The organism is Rhodococcus sp. USK10 (assembly GCF_019378875.1).
Classification (GTDB): domain Bacteria; phylum Actinomycetota; class Actinomycetes; order Mycobacteriales; family Mycobacteriaceae; genus Rhodococcus_F; species Rhodococcus_F pseudokoreensis.
The window spans coordinates 1,121,349-1,136,194 of the sequence record NZ_CP076047.1 but is presented as its reverse complement, the minus strand read 5'-3'; the positions used below and the strand labels follow the sequence as shown (position 1 = coordinate 1,136,194).

Sequence of the window (14,846 nt, the reverse complement as noted above, 5' to 3'; positions counted from 1 at the left end):
CCGCCCCACGGCTGCGAACACCTTGTTCGCAGCCGACGCGATCATCGACCGACATACCGAGGCTCGCGCTTCTCGAGGAATGAGCGGACACCCTCACGGTGATCTTCGGTGGTGAACAACGACGTCTGTGTGGCGGTCACCCAGTGTCCGAATTCATGCCAGTCAGGATCCAGTGCGAGTCGAAGGCCGCGCTTGGTCGCGGCGACCGCCAACGGCGGGTTCGCCGCGATCTTCTCCGCCAGCTCGAGTGCGACCGGCATCACCTGCTCGTCGTCGACGACTCGGCTGACAAGTCCGATCTGCCGGGCCCTCTCCGCGTCGATCATCTCGCCGGCGAAAAGCAACTCTGCTGCCAGCTCGCGCCCGACGATCTGCGCGAGGCGGCCGAGCCCCGCTACGTCACTGCACAACCCCCGTTTGACGAACAGCTCGCCGAAACGCGCACTCCGTGCCGCGATGCGGATGTCGGCCAGCAGCGCAAGCTCCATCCCCCATCCCACGGCGGTGCCATTCACAGCCGCGATGACCGGAATATCTGTGGCCACCAGGGCGCCCCCGCGGCCGGAGTGATTTCTTCGTCAAACACCGGGCCCGGACCTGCGCCACCGCCCACCGCTCGGACATCGTCGCCCGAGCAAAAGGATCGTCCGGCACCGGTGATGACCAATACGCGAGCCGTCGCGTTGTGCACGAGTTCGGTCAGCTCGGCGTAGGTCTCGAGCCGTAACGCGTTGTGCACCTCGGGCCGCATCAGCGTGATCACCCCGACGTGGCCTACTTCTTGGTAGGAGATATCTTGCATTTCGCCGTACAACCTTCCCAGCCGGCCGCGCAGGGCGGCACGATGGCGGCGTGCGAAGCCCGCCGATGGCGGTGACGACCGCCGCGGCGGTTCGGTGGGCGACCTCGGTGGGTCCAGCCGCAGCGGAACGGTCCCGGGCGGTGCTGTCGTCTCGGTCACGTCGAGCTCCCCTCATCCGTTCTGGCTGGTGATCTGGAGCAGGCTTGGGTCCTGAGCCAGTTCGAGTTCCGCGGGATGAGAGGACCGACAAGGCCCGGGGCACAGCGCCGCCGTACCCCGGGCCTTGTCGGTCACGAGGCAGCGACGTCGTACGGAATGGGTCGGTTCTCCTTGGCCCAGAGCTTCTCCATGTCCGACTCCGGCGGCGGCGGCACCAGACCCTGCGTGCGCCAGAGGTCCATGGGGGTCTCATCGATGTGGATCTCCCAGTCGTAGCCGCGCTCCTTGATGAAGGGCGCGAGCTTCTCCTCGGCCACTGTCATCATCAATGCGCGAACCTCTGCGGTCTCCATCTGCCGGGCGATGTGATCGAGTCGGATCCGGACGAAGTTGTTGTTCGCCTTTCCCCCGACATACATCGTCTCCTTCGGCATGTCCTTGAACAGGACGACCACGTAGAACCGTGGCAGGTTGACGTAGTCCACGTAGATCGACGTGATCGCCTCGGACAGCTGCTCCTTGTCCGCGGGGGTGAAGGCGTTCTCCGGGGTGAAGATCTCCCAGTACGGCATGGCGCGGTTTCCTCTCATTGGATTGGTGCGGCGGGACTTGTGCCGCGATAGCGATTGCTTCGGTCGGGCGGTCCGAATGGGCTCATGAAACTGAGGTCTGATGTTGCCCGCACGAAGGTTCTTGATGGACCCGTAGTCGCGGACGGGTCCTACGCCAGGGCGCGCACAAAGTGCTCGCCCGCAGCCTTTGACGATGCTTCGAACGCGGCACCGGTATACACGTCGAAGTGGCCACACGGCAGTACGAGCAACTGCTTGGGCTGCAGGGCCCGTTCGTAGGCCTCGAAGGCGAGTTCTGCGTATGCACTGATGTCTTGGTCGGCCACGATCATCAGTAGTGGGGTCGGTGAGATCCGGTGGATTCCATCGCCGGGCTCGAACTCGACGATCCGCTCGAGCGACCCGAGGGTCACCTCGTTGCGCCAGGACGGAGCCCTGTCCTGCGCGGTTTTGGTGAAGAACTCCCAGGATTCGGCGCTGGACATCAGCGCGGGAGCCAGCGGATCGGCGTCCACGGCCGGCATGAGCGTGGGCTCCCCGCCGTCGTAGAGGTTGCGTCGTTCGCCGTCCAGCTGGGCGCGCACCGTCGGCAGGAAGTCCGGACGAACGAGCCGCGTCATCTGGCCGGACCCGCTGATGAAGGGGACCTGGGCGACAACGGCCCGCACCCGACGATCGACCGCAGCCACGCTCAGCACGAGGCCGCCGCCATGGCTCGATCCCCAGATGCCGACACGGCCGGGGTCGACGTCCTCGCGGCCAGTCGCATACGTGATGGCGTGGCGAAGGTCGCGGGCCTGGGTGATCGAATCGATGTGCTGGCGCGGAGCGCCGTCACTGGCGCCGAAGTTTCGGTGGTCGTACACCAGAACGTTCAGTCCCGCTTGGGAAAAGGACTCGGCGTAGTCGTCGAGATACATTTCCTTGACGGCGGACAGTCCATGGACCATCACCACCACTGGGCCCTTGGACTGGGCCCCTTCCGCGGGATAGAACCACCCGCGCAAGGTGACATCGTCCGCTGAGAATTCAATATCCTCACGTGGCATTGGAGATCCTTCCGAAATTTGTACGCTTGTTGAAGAAGGTAGTGACGCGGGACACACCATTGAAGGGATGCTTGCGCCTAATCCGAGTACACGTCCGCCACGTGCGGTTTCAGGGCCCCGGAAAAGTCGGCCCGTAGCTCCGTGGCGTTGGGAATGTGGATGTGGACACGGACGTATATCGCCGGCCAAAGGCGAGTGATCGCACTGGACGGTAAAACTGTCCGCGGAGCCCGCGATCGGACGGACGACGCCCCCGCCCCGCACCTGGTGGCCGTCTTCGACCACAACGCCGGGGCGGTACTCGGGCAGCTCTGCGTCGACGCGAAGAGCAACGAAATACCCGCTGCTAGAACATTGTTGAACCAGTTCGACCTTGATGGTGTGGTGGTGACCATGGATGCGCTGCACACCCAGACCGACACCGCCACGCTGATCACCGAGGCCGGCGGCGACTACGTGTTCACCGTCAAGGCCAACATGCCGACGTTGCACCGCAATCACAAGGCGCTGCCCTGGAAGGACATCCCTGCCGCCAGGCACACGACGACAGCAAGGGTCGGCGTGTCACCCGCACCATCAAGGTCGCTGCCGTGCCCGACTGGATCGACTTTCCCGGCGCCGTGCAGGTCGCACAGCTGCGGCGCACCGTCACCCGGCGAGGCAAGAAGACCGTCGAGGTGGTCTACCTGATCACCTCCGCCGACCACATCGCCGCACCACCGTCGACTCTGGCCTCGTGGGTGCAAGGGCATTGGGGCATCGAGAACAAACTGCACTGGGTGCGCGACGTGACCTTCGGAGAAGACCTATCCCAAGTCCGTACCGGCCAGACCCCACGGATCATGGCCACCTGCCGCAACGTCGCAGTCAGCCTGCTTCGCATCGCGGGGTGGGGCAACATCGCCGCCGGGCTACGCCACTACACCCGACAACCCGATCAGGCGCTCGCACTGGCCTTGACCTGAACAAAGCCGACTATTCCGGGGCCCTGCAGCCCACCCCATGAATCTTTCAGAACAATTGGCTCGTGAAACCGCCGTCGACGGTCAAGGCACTCCCGGTGATCATCGAAGCTTGGTCCGAAGTGAGGAAAAGAGCCGCATCTGCGATATCCTCTGGGGATATCAACCGCCCCTGCTTCTGGTCGATTACCTGAGCGAAACCGCCAGAGGCGAGGCCCATGGTCGACTCCCAAACTGGGACTTCAGAGTCAATGAGCGGTGTATCAACGTAGCCGGGCACCAGGGCGTTGACTCGTACTTTCTGTGCTCTGAGTTCACCTGCAGCTGTTGCAGTGAGGTTGCGAACTGCAGCTTTCGACGCCCCGTAAGCCGCTGCGAGAGGTGTGCCCCCGGTCCCCGAAATGGACGAGAGGGTGAGGATCGATCCACCACCGGAATTCGCGATAGCCGCCGCGCTGTGCTTGATGGTCAGGAAGACACCGTCAAGGTTCACTGACATGGTGGATCGCCAAACATCGAGCGGCGTCTGCGCGATCGGATGCGATGCGCTGATTATTCCAGCGTTGGCGACCACGTGATGCAAAGCCCCATGCGCTTCGACTGTGCGTTCTATCAGCGCAGAAACGTCCTGCTCGCGGGTCACATCAGCCGGAATTGCGCTCGCGCCGGGGATGCGGGAAGCAACTGCCTCGGCGGCTTCGCGGTGTCGGTCGGAGACGACAACCCGAGCGCCTTCCTTCGCGAACCGGGCGGCAATCACGGCGCCGATTCCGCCGCCCGATCCAGTGACGATCACGACCTTGCCTTCGAGAGTTGTAGGCATGGAATCTTCCTTTCGTTCGGCGATGCGGCCGGTTCTCATCAGTCCGGTCCACTCGACCTGAATGTATGCACGACAGTTCGGTTTGGTGCAGTTCGCGGGTAGCGTCGGCACGGCCAAGTCCTCGTTTGGGAAACGGCCCGCTTCGGACGATTAGTGCAGGTGAGCGCCACAACGGACGCGCGTATCGTGCCTGTTGACTGTAAGCGCTGAAGCATCCTGAGTGTTTGGATAGAAGTGACAGCTCTTGCAAACCCGTGCCATAGTGCTGTCGGGGTTCAGCAAGAGGCTTGATTGCCTGCGAACTGGCGGCGAAACTCTCCGCGGGTGCATCCCTCTAAGCTTTTGAATTCGCGGGTCAGATGGCTGGCGTCTGAATAACCCCACTTTTCGGCGAGAGTCATGAGCGTCGATGAGGTGCGAAGTAGGTCCCTTTTCACTTCAGAAATTCGATGACGTCGTATGTCCGTGGCCATGAGAAAGTTCTCGCGGCCACCACGCGGTATCGAGTGGCGGTGCTCGAGCCGACCGCCGAGAACTGCACCCCTCGCGGCGATGGGCCGGGGCAGGAGGGATCCGCGTCGAGGCGTGGGGCTCGCTGTTCTGCGAGTCCCGAGCTGCGGTGTCGTTCGCTGCGGTGTCGTTCGCTGCGCGCGGGGTCCAGCCTGGGAAGTTACGGCCGGATGTCCGCCGCGGTCGAACCTGCGTCTCGGAGCTGGATCGCGTTCATGGCCGAGAACTGCAAGGTCCAGAGGTTTCCATGCCCCGGGTACTTCGCCGACATGATGCGGACCAGATCCTCCGCATCGTCCGCAACCTCGTAGGCAGCAGCGAAGTCCTGGATGTAGGCCCGTGTTTCGGCGATCATGGAATCGACGGCGTGGTCGTCGCCGTCGGGCCTGCGGTGGCCGGCGACGATCACCTTGGGTGCCAGCTTCTCCACCAGGTCCACGGTCTCGAGCCAGTCTTGCCATTCCTCGGGCGTCGACAGACCGAGCATCGGGTGGATCTCGTTGTAGATGGAGTCACCGGCCACGACGACATCGATCTCCGGGATGTGCACGATCGTCGTGGGATGGATGTCGGCCTGCTTCACCTCGACGATGTTGAGAGGCGAGCCGTCGACGTAGAGCGTGTTGTCGTCGATCGGGTCGGGGAGTGCATCACTGACGACGCAGGCGTCGCCGAACAGCATCGCCCACTGCTGTTGCTGTAGTTCCATGGATTCCTTCATGGCCTCGACCACGTGGGGCAGCGCAACGCACTTTGCGTCCGGGAACCGCTCCATGAGGGGACCGATGCCCAGGTAGTGATCGGCATGGGCGTGCGTCACGTAGATCGTCGTGAGTTGCTTCCCGGTGCGCTCGATCAGGTCCCCCAGGTCCCGGACGTCATCCTCGAGGTATTGGGCGTCGATGAGCACAGCTTCGGTCGGACCGCTGATGAGGGTCGCGGTGGTGGGCGAGAATGTCCCGCTGAGAACATCAGGCCAGTCTCCCGCGGGGATCTCGGGCCAGCGACCGACGTACACGGTCGCTCGGATCGGCGGGGCGGCTGCGGCGGGCGGGCGGGTGTTGGTATCCACGAGGTACCTCCAGGTTGGGTGATTTGGTAAACGGCTTGCGGGTGGGACGTGCGGCCCGCCACCGGTAGTTCAACGGTAGGAGCGCGCGATTACCGGGGGCATAGGCCGACCCTGCCCAATACCGGTACATGGCCGCCACGATTCGCTGGGCGTGACGAAACCGACCGGCCTACGGCCAGCGGGTCGTCGTTCTTTGGTCACGCGCCCTGCACCGGTGAGTTCGCAGCACGAGTGGCTGCGTAGCGGGCAAAGGTTTCCAGCAGGGACGGGTCGTCGATCGACCGTGCTTCGGCGACCGCGGAGACGTCGTTCCCTTGCAGGATGCGCTTGACCGGGACTTCGAGCTTCTTGCCCGTTCGGGTGTGCGGGATCGCCCTGACGACGATCACGTCGTCCGGTACGACTCGGGGCGAGACCGCCTCGCGGATCCGGCTTACGATGCGCTCGCGGAACGCGTCATCGAGATCGGCGTGATCGGACAGTGCGACGAAAAGCGGCATCCAGTACTCGCCGTTCTGTTGCTCTGCCCCGATGACGAGGGCTTCCGCTACCTCCGGGAGTTCTTCGACGACGCGATAGATGTCGGCGGTACCGAACCGGATCCCGTTACGGTTCAGCGTGGAGTCAGAGCGTCCGTGGACGATCACAGTGTTTCGTTCGGTGATGGTGACCCAGTCACCATGCCGCCAAACTCCCGGGTAGCTCTCGAAATAGGTCTCTCGGTAGCGGGCCCCGTCGCCGTCGTTCCAGAATCGGGTCGGCATGGACGGCATCGGCTGGGTGACCACCAGCTCGCCCACGGCATCGCGCAGGCTTCGGCCGTCGGCGTCCCACGAGTCAAGGGCCACGCCCAGGTACGCGGCTGTGATCTCCCCGGCCCGCACCGGCAGGATCGGCACGAAGCCCGCGAAGCCGCTGGCGACATCGGTCCCCCCTGTCACCGAGGCGAGCGGCACATCGCGGCCGACGTGATCGGTGACCCAGGAGTGCAGCTCGGGAGGGACCACGGAGCCGGTGGCCCCGAGGGTCCTCAGTCGACGCAGATCGTGGTCGGTGCCGGGTGACCGGCCCGCTCGGGCGCAGGCCTGGAGGTATGCCGGGCTCGTGCCCAGCACGGTGACCTCGTGCCGGGCTGCGAGCGCCCACAGCGCGTCGTCGGTCGGGTACGACGGACTTCCGTCGTAGCAGACGATCGTCGCGCCGGTCAGCAGGCCGCTCACGAGGGAGTTCCAGACCATCCAGCTCGGCGAGGTGTACCACAGGTACGTGTCGGAAGGCCCCAGGTCGAGATGGAGAGCCAGGGCTTTGAGGTGCTCGAGCACGACTCCACCGTGGCCGTGAACAAACCCCTTCGGCTTCCCAGTCGTGCCCGAGGAGAACAGCACCCAGAGGGGGTGGTCGAACCGCACGTGCGCGGGAGTCATGGCCGGCCCACCCCCTGTGACTGCCTCCACCCACGGCGTGGTGCCTGCGGGAACACTCGTACCAGAGTGAAGTCGGCCGACGACGAGCACCTCACGCAGCGTCGGCATCCCAGCCTGCAGGGCTGGCAGGGCCGCGAGCCGGTCGACCTCGCGTCCGCCGAAGCGGTAGCCGTCGGCCGTGACGAGGACCACCGGCGCGAGCTGTCCGAGGCGGTCGACAACCGCTTCGGGTTGGTAGTCCTGTCCGCAGCACGACCAGGTCGCTCCGACGCTCGCGGTGGCGAGGAAGGCGATGACTGCCTCGGCAAGGTTGGGGAGGTATCCGACCACACAGTCGCCCTCTCCAACGCCCCGGGCGCGCAGCCAGTTCGCCAGCGCGGTCACCTGGCGGGCGAGTTCGGTCCAGGAAACCGTCCGCGGCCCGGCCCCGCCAGGTTCGGAGTCGTCGATGATCGCCGGGCGGGACGACTGGGCGTGGCTGAGCACCGTGTCCACATAGTTCAGTCGCCTGCCGGGAAACCATTGGGCGAAGGGCATCTCCCGGGTTGCCAGCACCGGGCCAACGCCGGTCATGGTCACCCCGAAGTAGTCCTTCATCGACGCCCAGAATTCCTCCGGACTGGTCACCGACCAGTCCCACAAGGATTGGTAGGAGGTGGCCTCGAATCGGCCGGTCGCTTGCAGCCAGTCGATGAAGTCACTGATCCGGGCGTCGGCGATCCGTTCTGCCGAGGGCGACCAGGCGACGTCCCCGGGTCCGATCGAACTCACCTCCACGGTCGCGTCCATTCCGAAATCCATATCTGCACCCTTCTTCACGCGTTGCTAGTCAGCACGGGCATCAGCAGCCGTGGCTTTCCCGGTACTCGCTCGGCGAGACCCCGAAGCAGCGGTGGAACTCCCGGCGAAGGTGGCTGGGGTCGTAGTAGCACCATCGGTGAGCGATCGTCGCGATGGTCATGTTGGAGTTCACAAGCTCCTCGCGGACCGCGGCCAGCCGCCGTGCACGCACGACCGCGGTCATGGTGTCCCCGGTCAGCGAGAAGGCCCGGTGGATGGTTCGTGTCGAGACGTTGTGGGCGGCCGCAAGATCCTCGATATGGATCGGACCGCTACGAAGATTGCGCGTGATCCAGTTGTCAATCTGTGCGCGCAAAGCAGCCACGGCCGATCGACCTGTGACAGAGCCGGTCTCTGCGCGGATGATGCCGGCAGTCAGTGCCACCAGCGCCCGGCGGGTCGCCTCGACCTCTGAGGTAGTCATGCCTGGCACCCGGCTCCACGCCTCGTCAAGGACCCTGAGCAGGACACCAACCAGCGGCCGGTCCTGCTCGAGCACGAGGCAGCCCGGAATGTTCGCGTCGCAACCAGCTGCCACCAGCACTGCCCGCGGCAGGGTCAGCGTGCGTTTCCTGACCCGCTCCGGCACCGCGAAGCCGTCACCGTCGTAACCGCCGGTCGCCACGACCACTGTCCCGTTCACCAGCGCGGGATCCGTGCCTGCGAAGGAAAGTCGCTCGTCGCCCCAGTCACCTGCCACGACCACGACGACATCGCGCTCAGCGTCACGATCTTTACCCAGCGACAGCACGCTGTGCAGGGGCGGGCAGTCCCAGTCCGCGAGCTGGAGGTCGCCGACGTTTCGCGAACGCAAGCGAGTGGCATTGCCCCGCCTCGTGCGGTGTTGCACCGTCATGAGCCCCGAGACATCGCGGACCGCAGTCTCCCAGCGGGCCCGGGGCCCGGCCGCCTCGAAGTCGAGGACTTCGATTTCGGTGGGTGCGGTCGCGGTCATCGGGGCCTCCCAAAGCAGTGGACTAGGTTTGATGTGCCTGTACAGCGTGCCTGTGGACCACCACGGGGCGCATTGTGTGAATCACGTATTCCATTACCTATTCGCGCTCCGGCCCGACCGCTCCCGGTCGGACGTGAGCGTTAGTCTGGTCGGACCATGGCTTCACTGTCGGCGAACCAGCCGGACAACCTGCCCGCGGATCTGACGAGTTTCGTAGGCCGTCGATCCGAGACCCAGACTGTCCGAAAGCTTCTCTCCGCCGACCGGCTCGTCACGTTGACCGGGGTAGGCGGGGTCGGCAAAACCCGCCTCGCACTGCGGGTTGCCCGTGATGTCCGCCGCGCCTTTCCGGATGGGGTTTGCCTGGTCGAACTGGCGTCCCTGAAGGACCCAGACCTGCTGCCGCACACGCTGATAGATGCACTCGGGATTCGCGAGCAGTCAGCCCCTGCCCCGTTGGTCCTCACCGACTACTTGCGCCCCCGGCACACCTTGTTGGTCCTCGACAACTGCGAGCACATACTCGAGGCAGCCGCGGACCTGGTGGACCGGCTGCTCCGGGCGGCGCCGAAACTGCGGATCCTCGCCACGAGCCGACAAGCGCTGATGATCGCCGGTGAGCACGTGTACCCGGTTCCGACGCTCCCGGTGCCCGACGTCGATGTCCGTCTCGCTCCCGGCTCGGCGACGCAGTTCGCGGCCGTCGACCTGTTCGCCGCGCGGGCGGCTGCGGTCGTTCCCGGGTTCGAGATCACCCCCGACAATGAACAGGCGGTCATCCGGCTCTGTCAGCGGCTGGAGGGGATCCCGTTGGCGATCGAACTGGCAGCGGTGCGGTTGCGCGTGCTAACGGTGGAGGAGCTCGCACATCGGCTGGATAGTCGGTTCGAGCTGCTTCGCGAGGGCAGTCGTAACTTGCCGGAGCGGCATCAGACTCTTCAGGCACTGATCGACTGGAGCTATGAGCTGTGTACTCCGGCGGAGCAGACGCTGTGGGCGCGCGCATCAGTGTTCGCTGGTGGGTTCGGTCTTGACGCGCTCGAGGCTGTCTGCGCGGACGAGTTGCTCGCCGAGGAGGTCATTCTCGACACGGTGGCCGGGCTGACCGACAAATCGATCTTGATCCGAGGCGAGCACGGCGGGCGTGTCAGGTTCCGCATGTTGGAGACTATCCGGGAGTACGGCCAGGCCCGACTACGAGAGTCCGGCTCCGAAGCGAAGGTGCAGCGCAGGCACAGAGATTGGTACTGGCGGCTGATCGAGAAGGCTGCCGCGCAGTGGTTCGGTCCGGGACAGGAGGCCTGGGCGGCCCTGCTCCGTGTGGAGCATCCGAACGTGCGCGCGGCGCTCGAATTCTGCCTCGCGCGGCCAGACGAGGTGCGCGTCGGACTGCGGATGGCGGGCCTGCCCTGGTTCCTCTGGACTGCGCTCGGCTTCATGACCGAAGGCCGCCTGTGGCTGGACCGTGCGTTGGCAATGGATCCAGAACCGAGTCTCGAGCGGGTTTGGGCGCTGGGCACCGCCGCTGACATCGCTGTCTTCCAGGGCGATGAGGCTGCTGCTACTGCACTGATCGACGCCGTCCACGATCTGGCGGTGCAACTCGACGAGCCAAAAGGCTTGGCTTACGCAACCCATATGCTCGGCCTACGCGAACTGGGCACCGACCCGAGCGCTGCGATTCCACTGTTGGTTGAAGCGCTCGAGCGATATGGGTGCGCCGACGTACCCGCCGACTACCCCAACAGTGTGCGGCCTGCACTGACCATGGCCTACGCGCAGGCCGGCGCGCTGGACAGAGCCGCCGACGTGGCCGAGGAGGCATGCGAACAGTGCAAGCAGGCCGGCGAGCGTTGGCTGTTGTCCTACGCCATGTGGGCGAAGGGGTTCTTGAGGCTCCTCCAGGGCGAGCTCGAGCAGGCCGAAGCCGATCTGCGCGAGGCGCTCCAGCTCAAGCGGTTCACCCAGGACAGTCTGGGCCTGGCGTTCATCCTGGACGTTCTCGCCTGGACCGCCGCGGCGAGCGGCGACTGCGAGCGGGCCGCGGTGCTCCTCGGCGCGTCGGACCAGGCCTGGCAGACCGTTGGCGTCCCACTGTTCGGAGCGAAACAACTGCTCGCGCGGCGCGAACAGTTCGAGAACATGGCTCGGCAGGCGATGGGCAACCCTGGCTTCGACACCGCGTTTGCGCGCGGAGGCCAGCTCACCATTGAGGAGATGCTGACCTTCGCGCTCCGAGAGCACCGAGTCTCCCCCGTCGAGCCCCGACAGGCCGACAGCTTGTTGACACCTCGAGAGCGCGAGGTCGCGGAGCTGGTGGCGCAGGGAATGTCGAGCAAGGACGTGGCGGCCAAGCTGGTCATCTCCCGACGCACCGTCGACGTACACGTGGAGCACATCTTCGCCAAACTTGGGTTCAACTCCCGCACTCAGATCGCGACCTGGGTGGCACAACGGCGCGCGCCGGAATCGCCAAATCGGTGATAGTCATCTCCGCCCTCATCAGCGGCTGCGGCGGCGGCGCGCCGTCCAGCAGCACGTCGCCCACCACCACGGCCTCGTTGGCCCGGCTGGTCGACGCATCGACCGCACGACCCACGACCACCACCAGCGCGGCGCCCGCCACGACCACCGCCGCCCTGCCGATGACCACGACGTCGGCCGTCGCCCCGCCGGTCGCGCCCACGACAACGGTGGCCGTTGCTCCCCGCCCGCCCCCGCCGTGATCCCGGCCGCCCCGCAATCATCGGTCAGCTACGCGTCCTGCGCCGACGCAAAAGCAGCCGGCGCCGCGCCGATCTACCAAGGCGAGCCCGGCTACTCGACGAAACTCGACCGGGACAAGGACGGTATCGCCTGCGACAAGTGAGGCGGCGTCACCCTCGCCCGACGCCGTGCCGTCGTCGACGGTGCGGGTCACAAGGGGGCACAGGGTTTGCCGGGTCCTGTTCCAGAACGGAAACAACTCGGGGCTGCCGGCGTCCGGGTGTTGCCGTTGCGCCTGCTCGACGAATTCGAGGACCGTCTTTCCGGTGGTGTGCGACAGTGCGCAGGCGTCCAGACTCAGCTTCGCCGACGCCACGAACCCGATCCTCTCGGCGTACGGGCCCAGGACCCCGGAATCGACGAACGGGCCGAGGCCTGGCCCCCACCGGTTGAAGGCGGACTGCAACCCGAAATCACAGGGCTGCCCGAAGAGTTCACTGCACGTCGTCGGCCGGCCGTGGACCATGACCGCGGTATCGGGCAGCGGGCGCGGCGGCTCGGGCGAGTCCGGTCGCGACGCCACCGCCCACACCACCAGCACCGCGGCGCCGACGACCAGGCACACCAGCACCGCCTTCAGGACCTGCTTCATCGCTCACTCACCTCGTCACACACCTTCATTGCACCACTCCTGCCCTCCGGCCCGCTGACACACGGCCCGACGACAACCAGAAGGCCAGAACTGGAGCGTCGTCGTAGGTCACCGCCGGGCCCCCAACGCGAGCCGCTCCTCGCATGACGCGCGCACTGCACCGTGTGCTCGGTCGCAGGCGATAGCCGCCGGGCGCCTGCCCCGACCGATACCGATGACACCCGACCCGTGAGGTCACCGGGTGCCGACGCACTCCCCCGGCGCCCGAGTCAGCACCCGGGCCAGCGATAGTGACATCAGAAGACCTCCTGCATCGGGCGGACCGAGTCCGAACCCTGCCACTATCGCGCATCACGAGCCGTGGGCGCCGAAGAACCCCGGTCGGCGCCCACGGAACTTCACCGCGACCGGCTGCCGTGCACCCGGCACGACGCGTTGCTCACGGGTCGGCACACGTCGCTATCCGACCGATGATCGTCACAAATGCACTGGCAGGCAGTACTTTCGATGTGCCGACAACAAATATTATGTCAACTAGTGGATTGCAGGGCCCGCCCCCGCAGCATGAAGGGTCCATCCGCCCTCCGCCGCGCACCCGTGTTCGTCCGCGACAACAGCCAGATGCTGTTCGGTGATGCGAAGCAGCGGATCGAAGACATCCTCAGCGTGCTGTGACCGTACGACCTCGTCGACCAGCAGCGTGGACACAAACGCGCGGCGTTATGTGCGGCTCGCCCGGGCGAGCCGCGGTTAGCGTGAGAGTCGCAGGCAGCCCCCTCGCCGAAGAGCCGAGTGGGCAAACTCACCACAAGAGAGCGAGCCATCTCTCTCGCAAGGTGGCAGAATGGCCTACATCGTGTTCGACGCCGAGAAGCGCATCGGGTTTCCGAACCATCACGTCGCTGTCGACCTCGAGTCGCCCCGAAACCAGGAGGAACAAATGTCCATCGCGTCAGATGCGGTACGTACTGCGCAGGTTCTCGGCCGCCCCTTCAGCGTCGGCAACCTCACCGTGCCCAACCGCATCGTCATGGCTCCGCTGACACGGTTCTTCTCCCCAGACGGGGTTCCCGGCCACGACGTGGCGCAGTACTACGCACGCCGGGCCGCCGCGAATGTCGGTCTGATCATCACCGAGGGGACTTTGGTCCAGCACCCCTCGTCGGGCTCCAGCGAACGGGTCCCGCGTTTCTGGGGCGAAGAATCGCTCGCTGGCTGGCGCGGTGTCGCATCGGCCGTCCACGAGGCCGGCGGAAAGATCATTCCGCAGCTCTGGCATGTCGGCTCCACGCGTACCGAGGGGGTCGGGCCCGTCCGTACGGCGCCGCCCGTCGGACCCTCCGGTCTCGCCCTCGATGGCTTGCCGGCGGGGGTTGCCCTCAGCACCGCCGATATCGACGATGTCATCGGCGCTTTCGCGACCGGCGCTGCCGCCGCGCAGGAGCTCGGCTTCGACGGCGTCGAATTGCACGGTGCCCATGGCTACCTCGTCGATCAATTCCTCTGGGGACGGACGAATCAGCGTACGGATTCCTACGGCGGTGACCTCGCCTCCCGGGTCCGCTTCGCCGCCGAGGTCGTCGCGGCCGTCCGGGAATCCATCGCGCCTGACTTCCCGGTCTTCTTCCGACTGTCGCAGTGGAAGACCGGGCAGTACGACGCGCGTATTGCCGAGACACCCGCGGAATTGGAGGCGATTCTAACACCTCTCTCCGACGCAGGTGTCGACGTCTTCCATGCGTCCACTCGACGGTACTGGATTCCGGAGTTCGAAGGCAGCAACCTCAACCTGGCTGGCTGGGCCAAGAACGTCACCGGGAAGGCTTCCGTCACAGTCGGATCCGTCGGTCTCGACAAGGAGTTCGTGGGTCCGGCTGGACGTCCGGACCGGTCAGCCGTTACGAGTATCGAAGAACTTCTCGACCGTGCCGGACGTGATGAATTCGACCTCGTCGCGGTAGGACGTGCCCTGATCGCCGACCCCGCGTGGGCCCGCAAGGCGCTCGACGGGCGGCTCGAAGACGCCGAACCGTACGACGCGGCACTCCTCGAGACCCTTCACTGAGGTGATTTCCGAAGCCCACGGTTGCAGAACGCCAGCGGAAGTATCTGCCGCACAGGTACGCTCGACCTCACGATACGGTGTTGCGACCACCGATGGAATTGCCCTGGCCACCCCGATCGGAATGAACCACGTGCCGTCCGGGTTGCGGAGCGCGATCGCGTTCTGTGGGCGCCGAAGACGCGCCAGGTCCGCAGTCATTCGGTCGACGATCGAATGACCAACGATCCGAACAGATTAGCAATCCTTGATCGCAGA

Annotated in this window: 15 protein-coding genes; 6 read left to right on the top strand and 9 right to left on the bottom strand. The window is 65.5% G+C overall.

Features of this window, described 5'->3' with window-relative positions:
- Nucleotides 1-41: 41 nt before the first annotated feature.
- The 4 genes from I1A62_RS46035 to I1A62_RS05830 form a co-directional block, all read right to left on the bottom strand.
- Nucleotides 42-515, bottom strand: a complete 474-nt coding sequence (locus I1A62_RS46035) for an enoyl-CoA hydratase/isomerase family protein (RefSeq protein ID WP_257890477.1) — start codon at nucleotides 513-515, stop codon at nucleotides 42-44.
- A complete protein-coding gene (locus tag I1A62_RS46030; protein WP_257890476.1) occupies nucleotides 512-961 on the bottom strand; it encodes an enoyl-CoA hydratase/isomerase family protein in 450 nt (149 codons plus the stop codon). Before I1A62_RS46030 ends, I1A62_RS46035 begins: the two co-directional genes overlap by 4 nt.
- 131 nt (nucleotides 962-1,092) lie before the next feature.
- Nucleotides 1,093-1,533: a tautomerase family protein gene (locus tag I1A62_RS05835; RefSeq protein ID WP_219454700.1), complete on the bottom strand. Its 441-nt coding sequence runs from the start codon at nucleotides 1,531-1,533 to the stop codon at nucleotides 1,093-1,095.
- A 149-nt stretch (nucleotides 1,534-1,682) separates the two neighbouring features.
- Nucleotides 1,683-2,582, bottom strand: coding sequence for an alpha/beta hydrolase (locus I1A62_RS05830; protein WP_219455144.1), 900 nt, complete (start codon nucleotides 2,580-2,582; stop codon nucleotides 1,683-1,685).
- A 153-nt stretch (nucleotides 2,583-2,735) separates the two neighbouring features.
- Between I1A62_RS05830 and I1A62_RS05825 the strand changes: the two genes are divergently transcribed.
- Together I1A62_RS05825 and I1A62_RS05820 are read left to right on the top strand one after the other, a co-directional pair.
- Complete coding sequence (locus tag I1A62_RS05825; protein WP_308340750.1) at nucleotides 2,736-3,272, top strand: ISAs1 family transposase; 537 nt, start codon at nucleotides 2,736-2,738, stop codon at nucleotides 3,270-3,272.
- Nucleotides 3,158-3,547, top strand: a complete 390-nt coding sequence (locus I1A62_RS05820) for an ISAs1 family transposase (protein WP_257890530.1) — start codon at nucleotides 3,158-3,160, stop codon at nucleotides 3,545-3,547. Before I1A62_RS05825 ends, I1A62_RS05820 begins: the two co-directional genes overlap by 115 nt.
- Nucleotides 3,548-3,593: 46 nt before the next feature.
- On the opposite strand, the gene I1A62_RS05815 is transcribed toward I1A62_RS05820, so the two are convergent.
- The 5 genes from I1A62_RS05815 to I1A62_RS05795 all read right to left on the bottom strand — a co-directional run bounded on the left by I1A62_RS05815 (nucleotide 3,594) and on the right by I1A62_RS05795 (nucleotide 9,168).
- A complete protein-coding gene (locus tag I1A62_RS05815) occupies nucleotides 3,594-4,367 on the bottom strand; it encodes an SDR family oxidoreductase (RefSeq protein ID WP_219455142.1) in 774 nt (257 codons plus the stop codon).
- Nucleotides 4,368-4,642: 275 nt separating this feature from the next.
- Nucleotides 4,643-4,840: a helix-turn-helix domain-containing protein gene (locus I1A62_RS47090; protein WP_219454697.1), complete on the bottom strand. Its 198-nt coding sequence runs from the start codon at nucleotides 4,838-4,840 to the stop codon at nucleotides 4,643-4,645.
- A gap of 197 nt (nucleotides 4,841-5,037) precedes the next feature.
- Nucleotides 5,038-5,949 carry an MBL fold metallo-hydrolase gene (locus tag I1A62_RS05805; RefSeq protein ID WP_219454695.1) on the bottom strand — a complete coding sequence of 304 codons (912 nt, stop codon included), beginning with the start codon at nucleotides 5,947-5,949 and terminating at the stop codon, nucleotides 5,038-5,040.
- A gap of 197 nt (nucleotides 5,950-6,146) precedes the next feature.
- A complete protein-coding gene (locus I1A62_RS05800) occupies nucleotides 6,147-8,174 on the bottom strand; it encodes an acetoacetate--CoA ligase (RefSeq protein ID WP_219454693.1) in 2,028 nt (675 codons plus the stop codon).
- 40 nt (nucleotides 8,175-8,214) lie between these two features.
- The gene (locus I1A62_RS05795; RefSeq protein WP_219454692.1) at nucleotides 8,215-9,168 is read right to left on the bottom strand and encodes an AraC family transcriptional regulator; all 954 of its coding nucleotides are present in this window, start codon (nucleotides 9,166-9,168) and stop codon (nucleotides 8,215-8,217) included.
- Between the two features lie 156 nt (nucleotides 9,169-9,324).
- Between I1A62_RS05795 and I1A62_RS05790 the strand changes: the two genes are divergently transcribed.
- The 4 genes from I1A62_RS05790 (at nucleotide 9,325) to I1A62_RS05775 (ending at nucleotide 14,591) form a co-directional block, all read left to right on the top strand.
- Nucleotides 9,325-11,652 (top strand): LuxR C-terminal-related transcriptional regulator, encoded by a 2,328-nt coding sequence (locus I1A62_RS05790; protein ID WP_219454689.1) that lies wholly within the window; start codon nucleotides 9,325-9,327, stop codon nucleotides 11,650-11,652.
- A complete protein-coding gene (locus I1A62_RS46025) occupies nucleotides 11,649-11,894 on the top strand; it encodes a hypothetical protein (protein WP_257890473.1) in 246 nt (81 codons plus the stop codon). The genes I1A62_RS05790 and I1A62_RS46025 overlap by 4 nt, the downstream gene beginning before the upstream one ends.
- Nucleotides 11,891-12,037 (top strand): excalibur calcium-binding domain-containing protein, encoded by a 147-nt coding sequence (locus tag I1A62_RS46020; protein ID WP_257890472.1) that lies wholly within the window; start codon nucleotides 11,891-11,893, stop codon nucleotides 12,035-12,037. The genes I1A62_RS46025 and I1A62_RS46020 overlap by 4 nt, the downstream gene beginning before the upstream one ends.
- A 1,429-nt stretch (nucleotides 12,038-13,466) precedes the next feature.
- Complete coding sequence (locus I1A62_RS05775) at nucleotides 13,467-14,591, top strand: NADH:flavin oxidoreductase (RefSeq protein ID WP_219455139.1); 1,125 nt, start codon at nucleotides 13,467-13,469, stop codon at nucleotides 14,589-14,591.
- Nucleotides 14,592-14,846: the final 255 nt, after the last annotated feature.